This window comes from Planobispora longispora, from assembly GCF_016863135.1.
In the GTDB taxonomy this organism is placed as follows: domain Bacteria; phylum Actinomycetota; class Actinomycetes; order Streptosporangiales; family Streptosporangiaceae; genus Planobispora; species Planobispora longispora.
This window is the reverse complement of record NZ_BOOH01000011.1, coordinates 92,276-115,973: the sequence shown is the minus strand read 5'-3', so window position 1 is coordinate 115,973 and position 23,698 is coordinate 92,276. Positions and strand designations below refer to the sequence as shown.

The following is a 23,698-nucleotide window of genomic DNA, read 5'->3' as shown; positions in this document are numbered from 1 at the left end:
CGCCTCCGTCCGCCGCCGGCCTCCCGGCTCAACTGAGATCTTCCTGGCATCGTTCGAGCCAGTCGAGGTCCGCCTGCAGATGCAGCATGGCCCCCTCGATCAGCAGGAGCGCGATCCGGTCCTCCGGGGCGGTCCGCTCGGCGAGTTCGTTGAGGTCGCGCATGAGCGCGAGGTAGTGGCGGCGCTGGCGGTTGATCAACGTCATCCGGTCGGCGATGCCGGTCATCGGGGCCAGCACGAGCTTCATGAAGAACTCGTCGCGGACCCGCGGCCCCTCGGTCGGCTCGTCGGCCCAGGAGTCGAGGGACTCCCGGCCGGCGGCCGTCAGGTAGTAGACCTTCTTGTTCGGCCGGTTGGTCTGCTCGACGTCCACCGCGCGTACCAGGCCGTCCTTCTCCAGGCGACCCAGCGTCACGTAGATCTGGCCGATGTTCGGCGACGGGTAGGCGCTGCCAAAGATCTGTTCAAGCGCCTGTTTGAGCTCGTATCCGTGGGCAGGTTCCTTCGCGAGGAGCGCCAGCAGGAACAGCCGCACGCCCACCTCCTCATCGTGCTCACGTTATGTGAGCGTTACGGATACATCCGTTGACGTCCACATTAGCGCTGTGCATAACATGAATGCAGATACCTAACACGTATGTAACCGCCTCGAAACCCGGAGGTCATCGGTGCATCGTCTGCTCCTCGCCGCACTCGCCGCGATCACGCTGGCGGGGTGCGCGGCGGGGGCGGCCGGCGAGGCGGAACGCACGGAGCTCGCGGAGCTCACGGCGCGGTCCGGCGGGAGCGGCCCGTTCACCCTGGTGATCGGACGGGACACGACCGCCTATCTGCAGCCGCTCCTCGACCGGTGGAACCGGGATCATCCCGCCGAGCAGGTCACCCTGCTCGAGCTTCCCGAGGCCGCCGACGAGCAGCGCGCGCAGATGGTCGCCAACCTCCAGGCGAAGAGCGACCGTTACGACGTGCTGGGCCTGGACGTGGTCTGGACGGCGGAGTTCGCCGACGCCGGCTGGATCGTGCCGCTGGACCGGAGCCTGTTCCCGCTCGACCGGTTCCTGCAGCCGGCCGTGAGCACGGCCGTCTACCGGGGCAAGCTCTGGGCGGTGCCGTACACCAGCAACGCCGGGCTGCTCTACTACCGCAAGGACCTGCTCGCCAAGGAGGGCTTCGCGCCGCCCACGACCTGGGCGCAACTGCGCGAGCAGGCCCGCACCCTGCACGAGGGGTACGGCATCGGCGGCTACGCCGGGCAGTTCCTGGCCTACGAGGGACTGACCGTCAACGTCGCCGAGGCGGTGCAGTCGGCGGGCGCCGGGCCGATCCTCAGCCGGGACGGCACGCAGGTGACCATGGACCCGGCCAGGGCGGAGGCCGGTCTGGACTTCCTCATGGACGGGTTCCGGGAGGGGTGGATCCCGGCCGAGTCGCTCTCCTTCAAGGAGGAGGAGTCGCGGCTGGCCTTCCAGGAGGGCCGCCTGGCCTTCGCCCGGAACTGGCCGCACGCCTACGGCCCGGCCACCCAGTCGGACATCGGCGAGAAGTTCGCCGTCACCAGGCTTCCCGGCCTCGACGGGCCGGGCTCCAGCTCGCTGGGCGGGGCGAACCTCGCGCTCAGCGCCTACTCCAAGCGGCAGAAGTCGGCGGTGGAGTTCATCCGCTACTTCACCGGCCTGGAGAACCAGCGGCGGGTGCTCACCGAGGGCTCGTTCCCACCCGTGTGGACCGAGCTGTACGACGACCCCGCCCTGATCGAACGCTTCCCCTACCTGCCGGTCCTCAAGCAGAGCATCCTGTCCGCCACGCCGAGGCCGGCGACCGCCAACTACGACCAGGTGAGCCTGGCGATCGCCAGCGCGGTCTCCAACGCGCTCATCCCGCCCTTCGAGGAGTCCAGCGGCGACGTCGTCGCATCCATCAGAGACCAGCTCAACGAGATCATCCGGGCTCGCTGACCGGACCCGCCCGGCGAGCCGCCGAATCCGCCGGTCCGAACCGCGGGAGTTACCAAAAGCACAGGAGGTCTGTTCGACATGCGCAAAACCATCACCCTGGCGACCGCAGCGGGTCTCGCCGTGGCGCTCGCCGCGTGCGGCGGCGGCGGCGAGACCGCCGAGCCCACGTCTCCGGCGACGGGTGGCACCACCTCCGCCCCCGCGGCGGCCAAGACCCTGGAGGGGCAGACCGTGGAGGTCGCCGCGAAGTGGACCGGGGCCGAGCAGGAGAACTTCCAGAAGGTGCTGGACGCCTTCACCGCCAAGACCGGCGCCAAGGTCACCTACTCCTCCACCGGCGAGGACACCGGGGCCTACCTCGGACCGCGCATCCAGGGCGGCAGCCCGCCGGACGTCGCGATCCTGCCCCAGCCCGGCCTGGTCCAGCAGTACGCCGACGATGACGCGCTCAAGGCGCTCACCCCCGAGGTGATCAAGCAGCTCGACGACAACTACACCCCCTACTGGAAGGATCTGGGCTCGGCCGACGGCAAGGTCTACGGCGTGCTGGTGAAGGCCGCCCACAAGTCGCTCGTCTGGTACCGCGACCAGGCCTTCGCCGACGCCGGGGTGCAGCCGCCCACCACCTGGGACGAGCTCATCGCCGGCGCCCAGACCGTCGCCGACTCCGGGACCGCGCCGTTCGCCCTGTGCGGGGCCTCCGGCTGGACCCTGACCGACCTGTTCGAGAACGTCTACCTGTCCACCGCCGGGCCGGAGAACTACACCAAGCTCTCCAAGCACGAGATCCCGTGGACCGACCCCAGCGTGACCACCGCGCTGGAGAAGATGGCGCAGATCTTCGGCAAGCAGGAGCTCATGCTCGGCGGCAGCTCCGGCGCCCTGCAGACCGACTTCCCGACCTGCGTGACCCAGGTCTACGGCCAGGACAAGGCGGCCATGATCATCGAGGCCGACTTCGTGGGCACCACGGCCGAGGAGTCGGACGCCAAGCTGGGCGAGGAGGCCAAGTACTTCCCGTTCCCCAAGGCCGGCGACACCGCGCCGGTCGTGCTGGGCGGCGACGTCGCGGTCGCGATGAAGGACAGCCCCGGCGCGATGGCGCTGCTGGAGTTCCTCGCCTCCAAGGAGGGCGGCGAGATCTGGGCCAAGCTCCCCGGCTACCTGTCGCCCAACCGCAACGTCTCCCCGGACAACTACCCGAGCGACCTGACCAAGCAGCTCGCCCAGACGATCATCTCCGCGGGTGAGACGGTCCGCTACGACATGTCCGACCTCGCGCCCAGCGCCTTCGGCGGCACCGACGGCAAGGGCGAATGGAAGCTCCTGCAGGACTTCCTGCGCGACCCGTCCGACATCAAGGGCATCCAGAGCCAGCTCGAGGCCGAGGCCAAGAAGGCCTGGAAGTAGAAGGGAACGGCCGTGACCGACAGGTTGGACGGCCCGCAGGACCCGCGCGGCGACCTCGCCCGCGGGTCCTCCCCCGGACCGCACGACGCATCCGGCGGCGCCGCTCCCGGCGACGCCTCCGAGAGCACTCCCGACGACGTTCCCCCCGCCTCCGAGAGCACTCCCGACGACTCTTCCCCCGCCTCCGAGAGCACTCCCGACGACTCTTCCCCCGCTCCCGGCGACGCCTCCGGGACCGCCCGGCCGGCGGGCGACGACGGGAAGGCGCACCCCGCACTGTCCGACGTCCGCTCCGAGGATCCGCTGGTCCCCGCCGCCGAGCCGGAGGTCGCGACCGCGGGGCCCGCCGCCCCGGAGGCCGTCCCGGCGCCGGCCAGGCGCTCCGGGACGGGACCGCGGCCGACGCTGGCGGCCGCGTTCCTGCTCCCGAGCCTGATCCTGCTCGGCGCGATGGTGATCTATCCGATCGTCTACTCCGCCTACCGGAGCCTCTACGGCGCGAACGAGAAGACCTTCGTCGGCCTGGACAACTACGCGGCGATCTTCACCGACTCCTCGACCCTGACCACCATCAGGAACAACCTGATCTGGGTCGTGGTCGCCCCCCTGCTGGTCACCGTGATAGGCCTGATCTTCGCGGTGCTGACCGAGCGGATCCGCTGGGCGACCGCGTTCAAGCTGATCGTGTTCATGCCCATGGCGGTCTCGCTGCTGGCCTCCGGCGTCATCTTCCGCCTGGTCTACGAGCAGGATCCGGACCGCGGCGTGGCCAACGCCGTGATCTCCTCCGTCTCGGGCGTGTTCGGCGGCGGTCAGGGGTATCCGGACGCCCGCCCCAGGGGCGGTGACCAGTCCCCGGTCGCCGCGGAGGGCCGCGCGGTGGTGAGCAAGCAGCCCGCCCGGCCGGGACAGCCCGTGCTCCTCCCCCTGGTCGGCGTCAAGCCCGCCGACCTCGCCTCGGCCGCCCCGGCGAAGGCCGCCCAGCCGGCCCCGGGCGAGCTGACCGGGACCGTGTGGGTGGACTTCACCCAGGGCGGCGGCGGCCAGGCCAACCAGGTGGACGGCACCGAGAAGGGCCTGGCGGGGATGACCGTCGAGGCGGTCCAGAACGGCGCGGTCAAAGCCGAGGCCACCACCGAGGCCGACGGGACCTTCCGGCTGACCGGGCTGGCCCCGGGCGACTACGTCGTACGGCTCCCGCAGTCGAACTTCGAGGCGTCCTTCAACGGCCTGAGCTGGCTCGGCCCGACGCTGATCACCCCGGCGATCATCGGCGCGTTCATCTGGGTGTGGGCCGGGTTCGCCATGGTGCTGATCGCGGCGGGGCTCTCGGCCATCCCGCGCGACGCGCTGGAGGCCGCCCGCATCGACGGCGCCACCGAGTGGCAGGTGTTCCGCCGGATCACCGTCCCGCTGCTGTCGCCGGTGCTGCTCGTCGTGCTCGTCACGATGATCATCAACACGTTGAAGGTCTTCGACCTGGTCTTCGTCATCGCGCCGGGATCGGTGCAGCCGAACGCCAACGTGATCGCGCTGGAGATGTGGCGGGTCTCCTTCGGCGGCGGCGGGAACCAGGGGCTGGGCAGCGCGCTGGCCATCTTCCTGCTGATCCTCGTGCTGCCCTTCATGATCCTCAACATCCGGCGGTTCAGGAGGGACAACCAGTGACGGCCCCCACTCTCGGCGCGCCCCCGCGCGGCGCCCTCGGCCGGATCGTCGACCGGGTGGGCGGCGGCGTGGTCCAGGCGCTGCTCGTGCTGATCGGCATCTTCTGGCTGGTTCCCACCCTCGGCCTGTTCGTGGTCTCCATCCGCGAGGAGGCCGCCAACAACTCCAGCGGCTGGTGGACCGTGTTCACCAAGCCGGCCGAGCTGACCCTGTCCAGCTACAGCAGCCTGCTGTCCAGCGGCTTCACCTCGTCGTTCTGGAACACCGTGCTCATCGCGCTGCCCTCGACGATCCTGGTGATCGGCATCGCGGCCATGGCGGCCTACGCGTTCGCCTGGATGGAGTTCCCCGGCAGGGACGGGCTGTTCCTGGTGGTGGTGGCCCTGCTGGTGGTGCCGATCCAGATCGCGCTCATCCCGATCGCGAAGATGTACGGCGCCCTCGGCATCTTCGGATCCATTCCCGGCGTGGTGCTCTTCCACGTCGCCTTCGGACTCCCCTTCGCCATCTTCCTGCTCCGCAACTTCTTCGCGGGCATCCCCGCCTCGCTGCTGGAGGCGGCCCGGATGGACGGCGCGGGAGAGTGGAAGATCTTCTCGACCGTGGTGTTCCCGCTGGCCAAGCCGGCGGTCGCCTCGCTGGGGATCTTCCAGTTCCTCTGGGTCTGGAACGATCTGCTCGTCGCCCTGGTCTTCGCCAACACCGAGAACCAGCCGATGACCAAGGCCCTGCAGTCCCAGATGCGGCAGTTCGGGACCAACGTCGACATCCTCGCGCCGGGCGCGTTCCTGTCGCTGATCATTCCGCTGATCCTGTTCTTCGCCTTCCAGCGCTACTTCGTGCAGGGAATGTTGTCGGGCTCGGTGAAATAGGACGTGCCCGGCGGCGGAGAGCGCGTGATCCGCCGCCGGGCACCCGCGGGGGCAGCTCCGGTGCGGCCCGCCCGAGGGCAGGCCTCCAGCGCGGCCGTACCGGAGCTCGTGGGACTCCTCCGTCCGGTCGCGCGAGCCCGGAAAACACGGGCTCCGGCGGAGTGACGCGTACCTCCCCGTAATGTCGGTAGATCCCGATAGGGTGCCGGACATGGCCGCACGACCGCTGAACGAACTCGTGGAATCCGGGTGGGCCGAGGCCCTCGAACCCGTCGCAGAAAAGATCGCCGAGATGGGCGACTTCCTCCGGAAGGAGGTCGCCGACGGCAGGGGTTACCTCCCCGCGGGAGAGAATGTCCTGCGCGCCTTCAAACAGCCCTTCGACCAGGTCAAGGTGCTGATCGTCGGCCAGGACCCCTATCCCACGCCGGGGCACCCGATCGGCCTGAGCTTCTCCGTGGCCGCGGACGTGCGCCCCATCCCGGGCAGCCTCCGCAACATCTACAAGGAGCTCACCGAGGACCTCGGCCTGCCGATGCCGAGCAACGGCGACCTGACCCCGTGGGCCGAGCACGGCGTGCTCCTGCTCAACCGGGTGCTCACCGTCATGCCCGGCAAGCCGGCCTCGCACCGGGGCAAGGGCTGGGAGGAGGTCACCGAGCAGGCGATCAAGGCGCTGGTCGCCCGGGACAAGCCGATGGTGGCGATCCTGTGGGGCCGCGACGCCCGCTCGCTCGTGCCGATGCTCGGCGACACCCCCGCCATCGAGTCGGCGCACCCGAGCCCGCTCTCGGCCCGCAGCGGCTTCTTCGGCTCACGGCCGTTCAGCCGGGCCAACCAGCTGCTGGAGCAGCTGGGCGTGGCGCCCGTCGACTGGAAGCTGCCCTAGGATTGTCCCGCCCCTTCGCGGGAGGGCACTAGGATAGCTCATCATGAGTGATGAATCGGGCACTGAGCGCTACCTCCGGCTGACGGTCGAACTGACGGTGGAGGTGCAGGACCTCGGCGCCCTGCAGGCCGCCGCCCTCAGAGAGATCGAGCACCCCGACGCCGATCTGGACGACGACGAGCGCAAGGAGCAGGCCGAGATGGTCTCCTCCGACGAGAGCGGCGCGACCGCGCTGCAGTGGCTGATCGAGCCGGACCACGTCCTGGCGCTGATCGAGCACGTCGAGCACGTCGAGCCCCGCGAGGCCGTGCTGAGCGTCGAGCCCTCCGACGGCCCGTCGGACGAGGACGACGAGCACGACCATGACCACGACGGTCACGGGCACGGTCACGGGCACGGTCACGGGCACTGATCCGAGCGTGTGACGAGGGGCCGGGTCCCGCGGAGATCCCGGAGTTCCGGGAGCCCCGTGGGATCCGGCCCCTCGCGCCGCGGGGACGACCCCTCCTGTCACCTTCGCGGCGTCCGCCCGCGAGGCCCCCTCCACGGACACCTCGCGGGGATCAGGCACGCGGGCCGGAGATCCGGCTCACGGGCTCAGCGACCACCGGTGGAAGATCGTCGTGTGCCGGAACGACGCGCTCGTGCCGTCGAACCCGTAGGTGCCGCGCCAGCTGTCCGGGTCCTGCCGCTCCCCGACGATGATGATCGAGCCGGCGCAGCTCCCCTGCCCCTTGCGGACCGCCTCCAGGTACAGGTCGTTGCCGAACCGGCCGCCTGTGACGTTCCACGGCGCGCCGCAGATCCCGGACTTGATGGTGCCGCCGACGATCTGGAACGGATAGGTGTTGGGGTCGACTTCCAGGTCGATGATGAACGACACCATCCCGTTGCGCAGCTCCACGTAGGCGTTCATGGTGGCCGCCTTGGGCGCCGCCACGGAGTCGGCGAACGACTCGACCTGGCTCCCGCTCGCGTCGTACAGGACGTACTCGCTGCTCTCTGTCTTCTTGGCCATGTCATCCGGTCCTCTCTCGCCGTCCGGTCACAGCAGCGTGTCGGCGACCTCGACGCGCAGCAGGCTGCGCACGTGCTCGATGTGGTTCATGATCGTGACCTGGGTCGAGCCCGCGAAGAGCAGGCCGACGGCCACGTTGTCCAGGGTGGTGACCAGCGAGCCCGAGTCGCCGCCGGCCGACATGCCGGTGGTGACGATCTGGTCGCGGAAGCGCCCGACGCCGAAGCCGAAGTTCACGTCGATGGTCGCGTCGACGGCGATGATCCTGCCCTGGGTCAGGTTCGTCGTCCGCCCCGTCTTCCTGACGTAGTCGCCGACCGAGACGTTGGCCTTGCGACGCCAGCCCCGGGGAGCGCCGTTGAAGTAGACCTCCCTGGTCGCGTCCTCGAAGCGGCACTCGCCGATCGCGCAGTCCACGAGGTTGTTGTGCCGCTGGATGGGGACGGCCGGGGTCAGGTCGATCGGCACGAACCGGGTGAGGGTCGCGATGCGGTCCTGGGGATCGACGCCCCCGTCGAACCTGCCCGGCTGCACGATCGCGCTGCCGATCGGCGCCCGGTTCGAGTCGGCCAGCACGTGGTTGTTGCTCAGCACGTAGAACCTGGGCGGCGTGCCGATGCCGGGGGCCGGCGGGTCGATGGTCGCGCCGGGCAGCAGGTCGTAGACGACCGCGGCCAGCGTGCCGGCGGTGATCTGGACGTTGCCGATGGAGAACCCGGCGGGGCAGGGCCGCATCCGGCGGGTCAGCTGCTGGACGGCCACCTCGGCCTGCGTCTCGTTGTCGAGGCTCCGCAGCGACTCCGCCAGCTGCGCCGGCTGCGTCTGCATCACCGGCTGGAGCTGCTGCGCCACCACGTGGCCCACCCGGACGACGTCGGTGGTGGTCCCGTCACTCATGCGGGGCGGGATGAGTTCTTCGCTGGAGAGCAGGGCCGCCGGCAGCTTCTGGGTCACGAAGACCAGCAGGGCCGGCTCACCGGTGGGCTCGCCCCCGCTCCACTTCACGCCCTGGCCGAAGCCCACGACGTTGGACGGTCCCCGCTCGGGATTGACGAGTTCCTCGATCGCCTGCGCCCGGACCTCGCCCGACAGGCGGAAACTCTGTGGACCACGCATCAGTTCCTGCCGGTTCATACCAGCCACCTCTCTTGAGGCCGAAAGGACCGTGAGCGCTGCTCACGGCTGCTGCGCAGCCGGGGAACCGATCTCGACGACTCTCACGGGGAACCCGTCCAGCCGCCCGGGAACGGCGTCCTGCTCGGCGAGCCGGCTCGGCGGCACCTTGCGCGTGACGTAGACGATGATCACGCCTCCGTCGGGGCCGCTGCTGTCGGTGGCCACACCGACGACGTTGGGCTTGGCGAGAAGCGCGTCCTCGTGGCGGCGCCGTACCTGCTGGACGTCCATGACCATCTCTCCCGCATCACTGCGTAGCCCCTTGACCATAGGCATTCCGGCGTCGGCCAGCCTCAGGGGGCGCCCCGGGGATTTCCCTAGGGCGCCGGTCCCCGTCCGTCACAGGGGGTCAGGGGGCGGTTCAGCCCGTCAGGACGTCCTGCCTGCGGGCGACGAGGGAGTCGCGCCGGCCGGCCAGCTCGGCGCCGCGCGCGGCCAGGTCGCCCATCGTGCCGTTCACCCACCGGGCCATCTCGGCCACGGCCTCGCCGGTGCGGGAGATCCGCTGGTGCTTGAGCGCGTCGGTGATGATGTTGTCGAAGAACATGTCGGCGAACACGCGGGTGTCCACCTCGGGGAGGGCGGGGGCGACGTGCACGCCGACGTCGGCCAGCTCCCGGGCGAAGGCGTCCAGCGCCCGCTGGGCGTGCAGGGCCGCCTCGTCCGCGTCGCGCAGGTGGCCGTGCTCCATCATGTCCGCGATGAGACCGCCGCCGACCACGTCCCAGGTGGACGCGCCGCGCGCGCCGCCGAGGCAGTGCAGGACCCGGCCGATCGCCTCGGCCGCGACGGCTCCGGCGCGGTGGGCCTCCTCGTGCTCCCGCAGGTCCGCGACGGTGTCGGCGAGGTTCCGGCCGAGCTCGACGAGCTCGCGGCCGCGCGCGTCACCCGACCGCACCAGCAGGCGCTCCTTGCGGTCGAGCAGGGCGTCGAACTCCTCGCGGGCCCCTCCCACCTCGGTCAGGCCGCTCTCCACGGCCGCCAGGTCGGCTCTCAGCCACTCCAGCCGGGTCCGCTGCCCGCGCAGCCGTTCCCGTACGGCCTGCGCCTCGGCCCGCTCCCTGGCCAGCCGTTCCTCCCTGGAGCCCGTCAGGCCCGCCAGGAACGCCGCGAAACCCCCCTCCTCCAGGCGGGAGACGTCGTGCTCCTCCTCCGCCAGCCGCGTCTCCAGCTCGGCGATGAGCCGTACGGTCTCCTCGATCTGCGCGGCCGCGGCCCGGCGCTGCCCGGTCAGCCGTTCCAGCCGCCGCACTCTCTCGCGGGCGGCGCGCAGATCGTCATCGTTGATGTCGAAGGGGGTCACACCTGTGCGACGCGTGAGACGATCAAATCGTTCCGCCCGCCCCGGCCCCGGGGCCCGTCTTTCCGGCCGTCCCGGATCCTAGGGCTTGCGGCCCACTCCGGCCGCGCCGAGGACCGACATGCGCTCCAGCGCGTTGGGCGCGATGAACCGCTTGTTGTCCAGGAGCTCGAAGTCGCCGAAGAAGCGCCGGATCTCCTCCGGCGTCCGGGGCACCACGCCCGAGTTGGCCCGGGAGTAGACGTCCTTCACCGCGTCGGTGTCCTTGGCCCGGCGCTCGGCCATCGACAGGTGAGTGATCACCAGGAAGCTGCCGGGGGCCATCAGCTCCCTGACCTTGGCGACCTCGGCGTAGGGGTCGTCGAGGAAGTGCAGGAGCGCCACCATGAGCACGGCGACCGGCTCTCCCGGGACGAGCAGGCCGGTCCTCGCCGCTCCGTCCCAGATCTCCTCGGGGGCGCGCAGATCGCCCTCGACCATGGCGACCGTCGGAGTGCTGGCGAGCAGCGCCCTGCCGTGCACGCACACGACCGGGTCGTTGTCGACGTAGACCGTGCGGGCCTCGGGGTTCACCTCGTGCGCGACCTCGTGCACGTTCTTCTGCGTGGGAAGCCCGGCGCCGATGTCGAGGAACTGCCGGACGCCCGCCTCCGCCGCGAGGTGGCGGACCACGTTGCCGAGGAACTCCCGGTTGAGCCGCACGCCCTCGCGCGACTCGGGGAACGCCTTGAGGATCTCCTCGGCGGCGGCGCGGTCGGCGGCGAAGTTGTCCTTCCCGCCGAGCATGTAGTCGTAGATCCGCGCGACATTGGCCGTGTTCACGTCGATGCCGTAGGGGTTCCTGTCGTTCACACGCACCTGCCTCGAACCGCCGGGCCCATTGATCACTCTGGCGCAGATCGTAACTCACGGAACACTTTCCTGAACGAGGTTCTAGAACAGTTCCGCGGCCTTCCGCCGGGGCGGCTCCCCCGGACCGCCCGGGCGGGGCGGTCAGCCGAACGGGACCAGCGGCGGCGGATATCCCTTGACCGGGGCGGACCGCCACGGCTCGTGGACCGCCTTCGCCGGGACGGCGGCCAGTTCGGGAAGGTAGCGCCGGACGTACTCTCCCTGCGGATCGAACCGCCTGGCCTGCCGGACGGGGCTGAGGGTCCGGTTGGGACGGGTGTCGTTCCCCGTCCCCGCGACCCACTGCCAGTTGCCGTAGTTGCTCGCCACGACGCCGTCGAGCAGCAGCTCGGCGAAGTGGCCGGCGCCCACACGCCAGTCCACGAACACCCTCTTGACCAGGAACGACGCCGTGATCATGCGGACCCGGTTGGGCATCCAGCCCTCGGCGAGCAGGTGGCGCATGCCGGCGTCGACGATCGGCACCCCGGTCAGGCCCTCCTTCCACGCCCGGATCGCGCCGTCGTCGTCACGCCACCGTGTCCCGCGGGGCCGGTAGTCGTCCCGGTCGATGCGCGGGAACGCGGACGTCACCTGGTGGTAGAAGTCGCGCCAGCACAGCTGCCGGACGAATTCGCCGTTCTCCGCCAGCGACTCCAGCTCCAGCGGGGACACGCAGCCCAGCCGCAGGTAGGGGCCGAGCCGGGAAGTCCGGTCCCCGGCGAGGTCGTCCTTGCCGTCCGCGTAGTCCTCCGCGCACCACTCCAGCCACCGCGCCATCCGCCGGCGCGCCGCGCTCTCCCCGCCCCGCGGGAACTCGTACGGCCGCCTCGCCCGCCGCGTGGAGCCGTACGGCTCCCGCGAGATCTCCGGCCGGCCGAGGGCCGGCCCGCCGGGGAACGGCACCTTCTCCGGGGCGTCCAGCACCTGCCTGCGCCCGGCGCGCGTCCAGGCCCGCAGGTACGGCGTGAAGATCCGGTAGTGGTCGCCGCCTCCGGAAGGGCGCAGGGCCTCCGGCGGCACGATCGTCACGCCGGGGAACGCGCGGAACCCCGTGCCGGGCCTCCGCGCACGCGGCGGTCAGCGCCGGGTGATCGTGCACCCGGAGGTCATTGGTGAAGAGAACGACGACGGTGTCCATCGCCACCCTCTCCGCGCACGGGTTCGGCCGCGGTTGCATCCGCGGGCGAACCTGTTGCGAAAGAATGTCCTGAGCGCGCGGGCGACCCCCGGCAGTCCGGCGCACGGAAGACGAGAGTCATGGACGAGCGACCGACCAGCGAAGACGAACCGGGCTACGGCATCGGCGCCGTCGCCCGGCGGCTCGGCGTGCCCGCCCCGACGCTCCGCACCTGGAACCTGCGCTACGGCGTCGGCCCGAGCCGCCGCAGCCCCGGCGGGCACCGCCGCTACGACTCCGGCGACCTGTGGCGGCTGGAGGAGATGAACCGGTTGATCAAGACCGGTGTCCCCGCCGCCGACGCCGCGCGGCAGGTGTTGCGGGCCCGTCCCGCCGGAGCTGCGGACGCCCCGGCGGAGGCGGCCGTCGCGGCCACCGGGAGGCCCGGTGTCCCGGCCGCCGGGGAGACGGTCTCCGCCGGACGGTCCCGGGGGGCGTCCCCCGGTGACGACACGCCCGGCGGGCTTCCGGTCCCGCCGCCCCGGCACGAGATCCCGACGCCCGCGATGATGGCCCGGTCCGCGGTGGCGCTGGACAGCTCGTCCCTGTCCGGCTGGCTCGGGGCCGCGCTGACCCGGCACGGGGTCGTGTGGACCTGGGAGCGCCTGGTCATCCCGGTCTTCGAGGCGATCTGCGCGCGGCAGGCCGCGACCGGGGCCGCCATCGAGGTCGAGCACGTCTTCTCCGACCGGGTGCTCGCCGCCCTGCTCCCGCTGGTCAAGGCGCCCCGGGCGCCGGTCAACGACCGGCCGGTGCTGCTGGCCTGCGCCGAGGACGAACAGCACAGCCTCCCGATCTACGCGCTGGCCGCGGCGCTGGCCACCGAGCACCGGATCGAGTCGCGCGTCCTGGGAGCCCGGACGCCCTTCTCCGCGCTGGCCGGGGCGACGCGCCGGCTCGCCCCGGCGGTCGTGTTCGTCTGGTCCCAGCAGGCGTCGACCGGTGATCCCGGAGCGCTCACCGGGCTGCCGGCGTCGCGCCCGGCGAGCCGCGTCATGGCGGGCGGCCCGGGATGGCGGGCCGGGCTGCCGGCGTCGATCCCGCACGTCACCTCCTTCCGCGACGCCCTCGCCCGGATCTCCTCGGCCCTGGGCTGAGCCCCGCGCCGGAGCCCCCGTCCTCCCTTCGCCGGAGCCCCTGTCTTCCCTTCACCGGGGCCCTCGCCGCCTCTTCGCCGAAGCCCTCGCGGCCTCTCCGCCGGAGCCCCTCCCCTCCCATTCCGGCGTCCCTTCCTCCGTCATCCCGGCACCGACCTGGGCCGACACCTTGCGATCATGGCGGACCAACCGGTATGAATAAGTTTTGAATAGGTTTCTTATGAGGAGGTCGTCATGACCGCGGAAACCCTCAACACACGGCTCGCCGCCGGCGACGACACCGCGCTCGCGGAATGCCTGCGCACGTACTCCGCCCTCATCGGCGCCTACCTGCGCCGTTTCGTGCCGCCGTACGACGTGGAAGACGTACGGCAGGTGGTCTTCGCCGAGGTCTGGCGCTCACGGCACCGGTTCGACCCGTCCCGGAGTCTGCCCGCGTGGCTGCTCGGCATCGCGCACAAACGCGCGGTCGACCACCTGCGGGCGCGCGCCCCGCAGACGGTGCCGCTGGAGGCGGTCGCCGATCCGCCCGGCGCGGACGGCCGGGCCGCCGGCGACGGCATGGCCGACCGCGACCAGGTCCGCCGGGCGCTGGCCGAACTGCCCGCGCCCCAGCGCCAGGCCATCGAACTGGCCTACTACGGCGAGCTGACGCAGCGGGAGATCGCCGAGTTCCTCGGCGTCCCGCTCGGCACCGTCAAGGCCCGCACCGCGCGCGGCCTGCGCCGGCTGTCGAGCGTCCTCACCTCCACGGCGGCATGAAGGGGATGTGAACGACATGAACGGTCTTCCCACCGCCCGGACGGACGAGGTCAGGCCCCGCGTCGCGGTGTCGAGCTGCCTGATCGGCGAGCTGGTGCGCTTCAACGGCGGGCACAGCCGCGACCGGTTCCTCAGCGGCGAGCTCGATCCGTACGTCGACTGGGTGCCGGTCTGCCCGGAGATGGAGATCGGCCTCGGCGCCCCCCGGGAGAGCCTTCACCTCGAACGTTCTCCCGAGGGCCCCCGGCTCATCGCCAGGAAGTCGCGGACGGACCACACCGCGCGGATGACGGCCCTCGCCGCCGAGCGGGCGCGCACCCTCGACGTGGACGGCTACGTCTTCAAGGCCAAGAGCCCCAGCTGCGGGATCCACGGCGTCCCGATCTACGCGGGGGAGATGCCGGCGGACCGCAGGAACCGGGGCCTGTTCGCGGCCCGGATCATGGAGGAACACCCGCTGCTGCCCGTGGAGGACGAGGGGCGGCTGCACGACCCGATGCTGCGCGAGACCTTCGTCGAACGGATCTTCGCCCACGCCCGGCTGCGCGCGTTCCTGGAGAGCGACTGGGGCCCGCGTGAGCTGATCGCGTTCCACTCCCGTCACAAGATGCAGCTCCTCGCCCACGACCCCGTCTCCTACAACGAGGCGGGCCGGGCCGTGGCCCTGGCCGGCGTGCTCGGCCGCCGGGAGCTGGCGGCCAGGTACGGCCGCGCCTTCCGCACGGCGTTCTCCCACAAGGCGAGCATCGGCCGCAACGTCAACGTGCTCCAGCACTGCGCGGGAATGATCGCCGGTTCCCTGGACCCGGCCCGCCGGGCCGACCTGGCGGAGGTCATCACCTCCTACCGGGACGGGCGGGTGGCCCTCAGCGTGCCGGCGGCCCTGCTGCTCCACGACGCGCGGGGCGAGGGCGAGGACTACGTCCGCGACCAGACGTACTTCGCCCCGTATCCGGAAGAGCTCCGCCTGCGCAACCACGTCCCGGCCTGAGCCCGGACGCCCGCGCGACCACGTCCCGGCCTGAGCCGCGGAAACGGCCGGCCCGTCACGGGCCGGCCGTCTCTTCGCCGCCGGAGAGGCGATCACCCGGCGGCCGCGCTCCTCATCCCCGCCGGACGGCCGCGCTCCTCGCCGTCTCCGCGACGGCGACGCCGCCGGAGCCGTCCGCCCGCTCCCGGGTGAGCCGCCGGTCCGGCCACCACATCCACCGGCCCACGTCCAGCGTCAGCGCGGTCAGCAGGACCGAGCGGACCACGAAGGTGTCGAGCAGGACGCCGAACGCGACGACGAAGCCCAGCTCGGCCAGGACCACCAGGGGCAGCACGCCCAGCACCGCGAAGGTGGCCGCGAGCACCACGCCCGCCGAGGTGATCACCCCTCCCGTGGCGGAGAGCCCGACGAGGGCGGCCTCGCGCGTGCCGCGGACCGCGGCCTCCTCCCGGACCCGGGTGATCAGGAAGATGTTGTAGTCGACGCCGACCGCCACCAGGAAGACGAAGGCCAGCAGCGGCACTCCGGTGTCCACGGCGGCGAAGCCGAACAGCTCCGTGAAGATCAGGCCGCTCACCCCGAGCGCCGCCGCGAAGGACAGCACGACGGTGGCCATCAGCAGCAGCGGCGCGACCAGCGCCCGGAGCAGGACCACCAGGATGACCAGGATGACCCCCAGGATCAGGGGGACGACGACCCGCAGGTCGCGCTCGGAGGCGAGCGTGCCGTCCAGGTTGACCGCGGCGGTGCCGCCGACCGTGGCGCCGGGGATCTCCCTGAGCCGCTCGACCGTCTCGTAGGCGGCCCGGCTGTCCGGAGCGTCCTTCAACGTGCCGCGGAGCAGGACCCGGCCGTCCACCGCCTGGGCGCCGCCGTCCGGCCTCTCGCCCGCATCGTCCGGCCGCCCGTCCGCGCCGCCGGGCCGCCCGCCCGCGCCCCGGTCCCCGATCCGCTCGACGCCCGGGTCCGCGGCCACCGCCGCCGCGATCCGCTCGGCCTCGCCCTCCGGGGCCAGCACCACCAGCGACCCCTCCTGACCGGTGCCGAAGTACCGGTCCAGGACCTGCGCGCCGCGTACGGACTCGGGCTCGGCGCGGTAGGCGTCGGCATCGGCCAGCGGCCCGACGGTCGCGGCCGTCAGCGTCAGGGCCAGGCCGCCCAGGGCCGCCGCCGTCCCGAGCCAGGTGATCCGGGGACGGCGGGCGATCACGCGGCCGATCCGGTCCCAGAGCCGCGACCCGGTCTCGGCCGCGCCGCCGTACACCGGGACCCTCGGCCAGAACACCCCGCGCGGGACGATCACCAGCAGCGCGGGCAGCAGGGTGAGCATGGCGGCCAGCGCGCAGGCCACCCCCACCGCGCAGACCGGCCCGAGCCCGCGCGTGGCGTTCTGCTCGGCCACCAGCAGGCAGCAGAGCCCGGCCGCCACGGTCGCCGCGCTGGCCGCGATCGCCGGGGTGGCCCGGCGCAGCGCGGAGGCCATCGCCTCGTGCCGGTCCTCGTGCAGGGCGAGTTCCTCGCGGTAGCGGGCGACCAGCAGCAGCGCGTAGTCGGTGGCGATGCCGAAGACCAGCACCAGCAGGATGCCCCCGCTCTGCCCGTTCACGGTCAGGCCGGCGTACTCGGCCAGCAGGTAGTTGCCCGCCCGCGAGCAGGCCAGCGCCACGCCCGCCGACAGGAACGGGATCAGCCACAGCAGCGGGCTGCGGTAGGTCAGCAGCAGCACCAGGACGACCACGGCGGAGGTCGCCGCCAGGAGCGTCGCGTCGATCGACCCGAAGACCTCGATGGTGTCGGCGCTCTGCCCCGCCGGGCCGGTCACGTACGCGCGGTCACCGGTGATCTCGCGGATCCGGTCGACCGCCGCGGTCAGCGCGCCGTAGTCGCTCCCGTCCAGCGGCACGACGACCTGCACGGCCTCCGCGCCGGGAGCGGGGACCGGGGGCGACACCCGCCCGGCGACCCCCTCCACCTCCGCGAACCGCTCGGCGTCCGCGGCGGCCTCGGCCACCGGCCGCCCCTGGTAGACCACGATCGCCGGGACCTGGTTCCCGGCCGCGGACCGGCGCTGCGCCTCCTGCACCACCGTGGACTCGGCCCCGTCCGGCAGGAACGACGCCGGGTCGTTGCTCTGGACCTCCTCCAGCCTGCCGCCGAGCATCCCCGCCCCGGCCGCCAGCAGCAGCCAGATCACGAGGACCACCCATTTGCCCCTGCGCCCGCACACCGCCGCGCTCACGCTCCGCACCGTGCCCGTCCCTTGAAATGTCGGTGACTGCCCACACGGATCCCTTCGCCGCCGGGGTCGCCGGCGGTTGCACTCCCCGCGGGCGGGCCGTGCGGAACGCCGGGCGGTCAGACCCGCAGGATCGCCAGGGAGCGGGGCGGGAGGACGAGATCGGGCCCCAGGTGGACGCCGGGGTCGGAGGCGAGCACGATCTCGGCGGGCTCGGTCTGGAGCGTGACCGGGGCGCGGCCGAGGTTGGCCGTCACCCGGAAGGCCCCCCGGTGGACGACCAGCCAGCCGTCGCCGTGCTCCACCCGGACCCGGTCCAGCCGGGAGTCCGACAGGTCCGGGTGCGTACGGCGCAGCGCGACCAGGGCGCGGTACCAGTCGAGATGGGCGCGGTGGGCCGGGTCGTCGAGCTCGCTCCAGTCGAGCTTGGAGCGCAGGAACGTCATCTCCTCGCCCGGGTCGGGCGCCTTCTCCGCCCAGTCGTCGTAGCCGAAGCCCACGAACTCCCGGCGCCGCCGGTCGGCCTCGCCCTCCCGCAGCGCAGGCTCGACGTGGTCGGTGAAGAACAGGAACGGCGTGCGCGCCCCCCACTCCTCGCCCATGAACAACATGGGCGTGAACGGCGAGGTCAGCAGGAGCCCGGCGGCCAGCCGGAGCGCCTCGGGGTCCATCCGGTCGCCCTCGGCGCGGTTGCCGATCTGGTCGTGGTTCTGCGCGCAGACGACGAACCGGTGGCCCGGGACGTGCCGGGCCGGGCGGCCGTGACCGCGCCCGCGGAAGGCCGAGTAGGTCCCGTCGTGGTAGTAGGCCGAGGTCAGCACCTTGGCCAGGGACAGCGGCGACGCGGTGGCGAAATCCTCGTAGTAGCCGTGCCGCTCGCCGGTCACCGCCGCGTGCAGGGCGTGGTGGACGTCGTCGTTCCAGGCCGCGGCCAGGCCGTACCCGCCGGCCTCGCGCGGGGTCATCAGCCCGGGGTCGTTGAGATCGGACTCGGCGATGAGCGTCAGCGGGCGGCCGAGGGCGGCCGAGAGCGCGTCCACCTCGACGGCCAGCTCCTCCAGGAAGTGCGTGGCGCGTTCGTCGTGCAGCGCGTGCACGGCGTCCAGGCGCAGCCCGTCGATGTGGTAGTCGCGCAGCCACTGCAGCGCGTTGCCGATGAAGTAGCGGCGCACCTCGTCGGAGCCGGGACCGTCCAGGTTGACCGCCTGCCCCCAGAACGAGGAGGCGGAGGAGTGGAAGTAGGGGCCGAAGGGGGCCAGGAAGTTGCCCGACGGCCCGAGGTGGTTGTAGACGACGTCGAGGATCACTCCGAGCCCCCGGCGGTGACAGGCGTCCACGAAACGCTTGAGCCCGTCGGGACCGCCGTAGTTGTCGGTGACCGCCCACAGGTCCACCCCGTCGTAACCCCAGTTGCGCTCGCCGGGGACCGGCGGCACCGGCATGACCTCCACGAAGCCGACGCCCAGCTCGGCCAGGTGGTCCAGTTTCTCGATCGCCGCCTCGAAGGTCCCGGCCGGGGTGAAGGTGCCGATGTGCAGCTCGTAGATGATCGAGCCGGGCAGGGTACGGCCGGTCCACAGGCCGTCGCTCCACACGAACCGGTCGTGCTCGTAGACCCGGCTCGGCCCGAAGATCCCCTCGGGCTGCCAGCGGGTCCGCGGGTCGGGCAGCGGGTCGCCGCCGTCCAGCCGGAACCGGTAGTCCGTGCCGTGGCCGGCCCCGGGCACCTCGGCCGTCCACCAGCCGCCCCGCCCGGGCCGCATGGGATGCCGGGTCCCGCCGATCTCCACCTCGACCGACTGCGCCTGCGGCGCCCAGACCTCGAACATCGGCTATCCCCTCTCCCTCTCCAGAAGCGCGACCGGATGGTGTGACAGCAGGTGGGCCAGGGGGACACGCCCGGTGTGCTCGGCGCCGGACAGCAGATCCCGCCAGCGCCCGTGCGGCAGCGTCAGCGTGCGGTCCCCCCAGCCGCCGCGCCGCTCCAGCCCCACCGGGAGCCGGGTCGCCACCGCCACCGCCTGCTCCCCGCGGGCGAAGGCGATCGCGTGCTCGTCGGCCTCCAGCGGGACGTACGGCGCCGCCGGGTCGAGCCGCCGCCGCAGGTTCAGCGCCCGCCTCGTGACGAGCAGCTTGGCCGCGTCCCAGGAGGAGCCCCGCCCGTTCTCCGCGGCCTCTCCCCCGTCCACGCCCGGCGCGGCGAGCATCCGGCGGCGCAGCTCGAAGTCGACCGGGCGGCGGTTGTCCGGGTCCACCAGGGAGAAGTCGGTGATCTCGTTGCCCCAGTAGAGGTCGGGGACGCCGGGCAGCATGAGCTGGACCAGCTTCTGGCTCAGCGAGTTGGACCGCGCGTAGGGCTCGATCGAGGCGGTGAACTCCGCGATCGAGGGGCCGCACTCGCCGATCGCCCGGTTCGCGAAGGCCCGCAGCCCCTCCTCGTAGGCCGGGTCGGGGGCGACCCAGGAGATCGAGGTCTTGGCCTCGCGGGCCGCCTTGAACAGGTAGTCGAAGAACCGGTCCGGCCCGATCGGCCAGGCGGCCATCAGGTTCTGCCAGGCCAGGTAGTCCAGGAACGGGTCGAAGGAGACCTTGGCCGACCACTCCCCGACCGCCTCCGCCCACCGGCCGGGCAGCTCCGACAGCACGGCCAGCCGGGCCCGCACGTCCTCCGAGCGCTTGGTGTCGTGGGTGGAGAGCGTGGTCATCGTGCCCGGGGACATCTCCCGGCAGAAGGCGTGGAACTCCTCCGGCGTCCCGCCGAACCGGTCGGGCTCCCCGCCCACCTCGTTCAGGCACGACAGCGGGTACCACCGGTAGAGCGCGGTGTCCTCCACGCCCTTGGCCATGACCGGGCCGCAGGTCTGCTGGAAGCGGACCACGGCCTCGGCCGGGCCGTACAGCACCTTCTCCACCGCCTCCTCGGCCTCTCCCGCGGGGGCGCCCTCCGGCAGCCGCCCCGCGGCGACCCGGCCCGCCTCCTCCACGATGGCGGCCGAGGCCGCGGGCACGGGCTCTCCCGGCACCGCGTACGCCCGGTAGACGGGCATCGCGGCCAGCAGCTCCGCGAGCACGTCGCGGCCGGCCCCGGCGACCTCGGCCAGCCGGTCGAGCTCCGCGCCGAAGAACAGGTCGAGGACCTGCTTCTTGGACGTGTAGACCACCTCGGCGTAGTCGGGCGGCGCGCCCGTCTGCCGGACGAACAGGTCGAGCAGCGGACCGGCCCCGCCCGGGTCCACGAACAGCCCGGTGATCCGGTTGAGCACGTCGTAGCCGGTGGTGCCGTCGCAGTCCCAGTCCTCCGGGAGCCGTTCCTCCCCGACCAGGATCTTCTCCGCGACGGTCCACACCCCGCCCGACGCGGCGCGCAACCGGGCCAGGTAGCCGCGCGGGTCGGCCAGCCCGTCGGGGTGGTCCACCCGCAGCCCCTGGACGAGCCCCTCCCGGACCAGGGAGAGGATCACCTCGTGGGTGGCGGTGAAGACCTCCGGGTCCTCCACCCGGAGCCCGATCAGCGACGACACGTCGAAGAAACGCCGGTACCCCGGCCCCCGCCGCCAGTCGACCAGCCGGTAGTGCGTGTCCGCGCGGGGGAAGACGTGGTCGTGGTAGCGCAGCACGTCGCCGTCCACGACGGGCTCGGTGTCGTCGCCGATCACCGGCATGTTGACTTTCCCGTCCGACCACTGGATGTCGAACCACGAGGCGTACGGCGAGGCGGGCCCCTCGGCGAGCACCGACCACAGCTGCGCGTTGCCCGACTCCGGCACCGGGACCGTCATGTGGTTGGGGACGATGTCCACCACGATCCCCAGGCCGTGCTCGGCGAGCGCGGCCGCCATCGCCCGCAGCCCCTCGGCCCCGCCGAACTCCTCCCGGATCCGGGAGTGGTCGGTGACGTCGTAGCCGTGCGTCGAGTCCGGCACGGACTGCAGGATCGGCGAGAGGTAGACGTGGCCGACGCCCAGCTCCCGCAGGTAGGGGGCGAGTCCGGCCACCTCGGCGAACCCGAAGCCGGGGGTCAGCTGGAACCGGTAGGTGGAGGCGGGCCGGCCCGCCGCCGGGTCTGGCGGCCTCGGATCAGACACGGCGCATCACCCGCATCGACCGGCCCACCACCGGCACCCGCTCGCCCGCCCGGCAGAGCCGGGTGTCCACCGTGATCGGCATCGCCGTGTCGATCTCCGTCAGCCACATCTCGCCGTAGTCCTTCGGAATCGTGAACTTGATGACGTCGTGGTGCGCGTTGATCATCAGCAGGAACGAGTCGTCGGTGATCCGCCGCCCCCGGCGGTCCGGCTCGGTGATGGCCTCGCCGTTGAGGAAGACGGCCAGCGACTTGGCGTAGCCGACGTTCCAGTCGGAGTCGGTCATCCTCTTGCCCTGCGGGGTGAGCCAGGCGATGTCGCTCAGCTCGTCCTCCGAACCGCGCACCGGCCTGCCGTAGAAGAAACGCCGCCGGCGGAAGACCGGGTGGTCGGCGCGGAGCTTGGCGAGCTTGCGGCTGAACTCCAGCAGCAGCCAGTTCTCCCTGATGTCGGACCAGTCGACCCAGCTCAGCTCGTTGTCCTGGCAGTAGACGTTGTTGTTGCCGCCCTGGGTGCGGCCCAGCTCGTCGCCGTGGGAGAGCATGGGCACGCCCTGGGACAGGAAGAGCGTGGTGAGGAAGTTGCGCTTCTGCTGCTCGCGCAGCGACTCGATGGCGAGCGTGGCGGGCCCCTCGGCGCCGCAGTTCCACGACCGGTTGTCGTCGCTGCCGTCCCGGTTGCCCTCCCCGTTGGCCTCGTTGTGCTTGCCGTTGTAGGAGACGAGGTCGGTGAGGGTGAACCCGTCGTGGCAGGTGACGAAGTTGATCGAGGCGGCCGGGCGGCGGCTGTCGTCCTGGTAGAGGTCGCTGGAGCCGGTCAGCCGGGAGGCGAACTCCGGCAGCGCGGCGGGTTCGCCCCGCCACAGATCGCGGATCGTGTCGCGGTAGCGGCCGTTCCACTCGGTCCACCGGGCCGGGAAGTTGCCGACCTGGTAGCCGCCCGGGCCCACGTCCCACGGCTCGGCGATCAGCTTCACCCGCGAGAGCACCGGGTCCTGCTGGACCAGGTCGAAGAACGCGCTCAGCCGGTCCACCTCGTGCAGTTCCCGGGCGAGGGTGGCGGCCAGGTCGAAACGGAAGCCGTCCACGTGCATCTCGGTGACCCAGTAGCGGAGCGAGTCCATGATCATCTGGAGCACGTGGGGCGAGCGCATCAGCAGGCTGTTGCCGGTGCCGGTGGTGTCCATGTAGTAGCGCTTGTCGTTCTCGACGAGCCGGTAGTAGTCGTCGTTGTCGATGCCGCGCATGCTCAGCGTCGGGCCGAGGTGGTTGCCCTCGGCGGTGTGGTTGTAGACCACGTCGAGGATGACCTCGATGTTCGCCTCGTGCAGCGCCTTGACCATGGCCTTGAACTCCAGCACCTGCCCGCCGCGCTGCCCGCTGGAGGAGTAGGCGTTGTGCGGCGCGAAGAAGCCGATGGTGTTGTAGCCCCAGTAGTTGCTGAGCCCCCGCTCCACGAGGTGCTGGTCGTCGACGAACTGGTGCACCGGCATCAGCTCGATCGCCGTCACCCCGAGCGCGACCAGGTGATCGACGATCTCCGGGTGCCCGATCGCGGCGTACGTGCCCCTGATCCGTTCCGGGATCTTCGGGTGCTTCATCGTCAGGCCCTTGACGTGCGCCTCGTAGATCACGGTGTCGTGGTACGGCGTGGCGGGCGGCCGGTCGTGCCCCCAGCCGAAGAACGGGTTGATCACGATGGAGCGCGGGACGAACGGGGCCGAGTCGGCGTCGTTGCGGCTGTCCGGCCGCCCGAAGCGGTAGCCGTACACCGCCTCGTCCCATCTCACGCCCCCCTCGATCGCCTTGGCGTAGGGGTCGATCAGGAGTTTGGCGGGGTTGCAGCGCCGCCCGCGCGGGGGGTCGTAGGGGCCGTGCACGCGGTAGCCGTACCGCTGCCCGGGGCCGACGCGCGGCAGATAGCCGTGCCAGACGTAACCCTCGCATTCGGTGAGGAGGACCCGGGTCTCCACGTTCTCCTCATCGAACAGGCACAGCTCGACCCGTTCCGCCGCTTCGGAAAAGAGTGCGAAGTTCGTCCCCGCACCGTCGTAGGTAGCCCCCAGGGGATAAGGGTCACCCGGCCAGATTTCGATCATTTCACCGCCCTTCAGCGGTGTGGAGATATGCCCATTGCTCTCCAGGCCATGCCTGCTTTCCGGTCCCGGC

At 71.8% G+C, this 23,698-nt stretch carries 20 protein-coding genes and 1 pseudogene; 9 read left to right on the top strand and 12 right to left on the bottom strand.

The window, feature by feature from the left end:
* Positions 1–28 precede the first annotated feature (28 nt).
* Positions 29–535, bottom strand: coding sequence for a PadR family transcriptional regulator (locus Plo01_RS05770; RefSeq protein ID WP_203889440.1), 507 nt, complete (start codon positions 533–535; stop codon positions 29–31).
* 133 nt (positions 536–668) lie between these two features.
* Between Plo01_RS05770 and Plo01_RS05765 the strand changes: the two genes are divergently transcribed.
* From Plo01_RS05765 to Plo01_RS05740, 6 genes are all read left to right on the top strand, one after another.
* Positions 669–1,955, top strand: coding sequence for an ABC transporter substrate-binding protein (locus Plo01_RS05765; protein ID WP_203889439.1), 1,287 nt, complete (start codon positions 669–671; stop codon positions 1,953–1,955).
* Between the two features lie 78 nt (positions 1,956–2,033).
* Positions 2,034–3,365, top strand: coding sequence for an ABC transporter substrate-binding protein (locus Plo01_RS05760; RefSeq protein ID WP_203889438.1), 1,332 nt, complete (start codon positions 2,034–2,036; stop codon positions 3,363–3,365).
* Positions 3,366–3,377: 12 nt separating this feature from the next.
* Positions 3,378–5,033: an ABC transporter permease subunit gene (locus Plo01_RS05755; RefSeq protein WP_307837362.1), complete on the top strand. Its 1,656-nt coding sequence runs from the start codon at positions 3,378–3,380 to the stop codon at positions 5,031–5,033.
* A complete protein-coding gene (locus Plo01_RS05750) occupies positions 5,030–5,905 on the top strand; it encodes a carbohydrate ABC transporter permease (protein WP_203889437.1) in 876 nt (291 codons plus the stop codon). Before Plo01_RS05755 ends, Plo01_RS05750 begins: the two co-directional genes overlap by 4 nt.
* A gap of 211 nt (positions 5,906–6,116) precedes the next feature.
* Complete coding sequence (locus tag Plo01_RS05745; protein WP_203889436.1) at positions 6,117–6,794, top strand: uracil-DNA glycosylase; 678 nt, start codon at positions 6,117–6,119, stop codon at positions 6,792–6,794.
* A gap of 43 nt (positions 6,795–6,837) precedes the next feature.
* A complete protein-coding gene (locus Plo01_RS05740; RefSeq protein WP_203889435.1) occupies positions 6,838–7,206 on the top strand; it encodes a hypothetical protein in 369 nt (122 codons plus the stop codon).
* 177 nt (positions 7,207–7,383) lie between these two features.
* On the opposite strand, the gene Plo01_RS05735 is transcribed toward Plo01_RS05740, so the two are convergent.
* The 7 genes and pseudogenes from Plo01_RS05735 to Plo01_RS40025 form a co-directional block, all read right to left on the bottom strand.
* Positions 7,384–7,812, bottom strand: coding sequence for a hypothetical protein (locus Plo01_RS05735; protein WP_203889434.1), 429 nt, complete (start codon positions 7,810–7,812; stop codon positions 7,384–7,386).
* Positions 7,813–7,839: 27 nt separating this feature from the next.
* Positions 7,840–8,946, bottom strand: a complete 1,107-nt coding sequence (locus Plo01_RS05730) for a chymotrypsin family serine protease (RefSeq protein WP_203889433.1) — start codon at positions 8,944–8,946, stop codon at positions 7,840–7,842.
* A 42-nt stretch (positions 8,947–8,988) separates the two neighbouring features.
* Positions 8,989–9,219 (bottom strand): hypothetical protein, encoded by a 231-nt coding sequence (locus Plo01_RS05725; protein ID WP_203889432.1) that lies wholly within the window; start codon positions 9,217–9,219, stop codon positions 8,989–8,991.
* A 130-nt stretch (positions 9,220–9,349) separates the two neighbouring features.
* Positions 9,350–10,291, bottom strand: coding sequence for an AAA family ATPase (locus Plo01_RS05720; protein ID WP_203889431.1), 942 nt, complete (start codon positions 10,289–10,291; stop codon positions 9,350–9,352).
* Between the two features lie 78 nt (positions 10,292–10,369).
* Complete coding sequence (locus tag Plo01_RS05715) at positions 10,370–11,140, bottom strand: SAM-dependent methyltransferase (protein WP_203889430.1); 771 nt, start codon at positions 11,138–11,140, stop codon at positions 10,370–10,372.
* A 141-nt stretch (positions 11,141–11,281) separates the two neighbouring features.
* Positions 11,282–12,211: an FAD-binding domain-containing protein gene (locus tag Plo01_RS05710; protein ID WP_239315914.1), complete on the bottom strand. Its 930-nt coding sequence runs from the start codon at positions 12,209–12,211 to the stop codon at positions 11,282–11,284.
* Positions 12,212–12,263: 52 nt separating this feature from the next.
* Positions 12,264–12,320 (bottom strand): annotated as a pseudogene (locus tag Plo01_RS40025) (hypothetical protein); the annotation flags it as partial.
* A gap of 119 nt (positions 12,321–12,439) precedes the next feature.
* On the opposite strand from Plo01_RS40025, the gene Plo01_RS05705 reads away from it, so the two are divergent.
* The 3 genes from Plo01_RS05705 (at position 12,440) to Plo01_RS05695 (ending at position 15,209) form a co-directional block, all read left to right on the top strand.
* On the top strand, positions 12,440–13,456 hold the full coding sequence (locus Plo01_RS05705; RefSeq protein WP_203889429.1) for a MerR family transcriptional regulator: 1,017 nt from the start codon (positions 12,440–12,442) through the stop codon (positions 13,454–13,456).
* 234 nt (positions 13,457–13,690) lie between these two features.
* On the top strand, positions 13,691–14,218 hold the full coding sequence (locus tag Plo01_RS05700) for an RNA polymerase sigma factor (protein ID WP_203889428.1): 528 nt from the start codon (positions 13,691–13,693) through the stop codon (positions 14,216–14,218).
* A 16-nt stretch (positions 14,219–14,234) separates the two neighbouring features.
* On the top strand, positions 14,235–15,209 hold the full coding sequence (locus Plo01_RS05695; protein WP_203889427.1) for a YbgA family protein: 975 nt from the start codon (positions 14,235–14,237) through the stop codon (positions 15,207–15,209).
* A gap of 112 nt (positions 15,210–15,321) precedes the next feature.
* On the opposite strand, the gene Plo01_RS05690 is transcribed toward Plo01_RS05695, so the two are convergent.
* The 4 genes from Plo01_RS05690 to glgX all read right to left on the bottom strand — a co-directional run bounded on the left by Plo01_RS05690 (position 15,322) and on the right by glgX (position 23,628).
* Positions 15,322–17,448, bottom strand: a complete 2,127-nt coding sequence (locus tag Plo01_RS05690; protein ID WP_239315913.1) for an MMPL family transporter — start codon at positions 17,446–17,448, stop codon at positions 15,322–15,324.
* 116 nt (positions 17,449–17,564) lie between these two features.
* On the bottom strand, positions 17,565–19,274 hold the full coding sequence (gene treZ, locus Plo01_RS05685) for a malto-oligosyltrehalose trehalohydrolase (protein WP_203889426.1): 1,710 nt from the start codon (positions 19,272–19,274) through the stop codon (positions 17,565–17,567).
* Positions 19,275–19,277: 3 nt separating this feature from the next.
* Positions 19,278–21,530, bottom strand: coding sequence for a malto-oligosyltrehalose synthase (treY, locus tag Plo01_RS05680; protein ID WP_203889425.1), 2,253 nt, complete (start codon positions 21,528–21,530; stop codon positions 19,278–19,280).
* A complete protein-coding gene (glgX, locus tag Plo01_RS05675) occupies positions 21,523–23,628 on the bottom strand; it encodes a glycogen debranching protein GlgX (RefSeq protein WP_203889424.1) in 2,106 nt (701 codons plus the stop codon). The genes treY and glgX overlap by 8 nt, the downstream gene beginning before the upstream one ends.
* Positions 23,629–23,698: the final 70 nt, after the last annotated feature.

Coding starts and splice junctions, on each gene's coding strand:
- Plo01_RS05700 (WP_203889428.1), top strand. CDS start 13,691: ATGACCGCGGAAACCCTCAACACACGGCTCGCCGCCGGCGACGACACC.
- Plo01_RS05695 (WP_203889427.1), top strand. CDS start 14,235: ATGAACGGTCTTCCCACCGCCCGGACGGACGAGGTCAGGCCCCGCGTC.
- glgX (WP_203889424.1), bottom strand. CDS start 23,628: ATGATCGAAATCTGGCCGGGTGACCCTTATCCCCTGGGGGCTACCTAC.
- Plo01_RS05740 (WP_203889435.1), top strand. CDS start 6,838: ATGAGTGATGAATCGGGCACTGAGCGCTACCTCCGGCTGACGGTCGAA.
- treZ (WP_203889426.1), bottom strand. CDS start 19,274: ATGTTCGAGGTCTGGGCGCCGCAGGCGCAGTCGGTCGAGGTGGAGATC.
- Plo01_RS05730 (WP_203889433.1), bottom strand. CDS start 8,946: ATGAACCGGCAGGAACTGATGCGTGGTCCACAGAGTTTCCGCCTGTCG.
- Plo01_RS05725 (WP_203889432.1), bottom strand. CDS start 9,219: ATGGACGTCCAGCAGGTACGGCGCCGCCACGAGGACGCGCTTCTCGCC.
- Plo01_RS05760 (WP_203889438.1), top strand. CDS start 2,034: ATGCGCAAAACCATCACCCTGGCGACCGCAGCGGGTCTCGCCGTGGCG.
- Plo01_RS05705 (WP_203889429.1), top strand. CDS start 12,440: ATGGACGAGCGACCGACCAGCGAAGACGAACCGGGCTACGGCATCGGC.
- Plo01_RS05735 (WP_203889434.1), bottom strand. CDS start 7,812: ATGGCCAAGAAGACAGAGAGCAGCGAGTACGTCCTGTACGACGCGAGC.
- Plo01_RS05745 (WP_203889436.1), top strand. CDS start 6,117: ATGGCCGCACGACCGCTGAACGAACTCGTGGAATCCGGGTGGGCCGAG.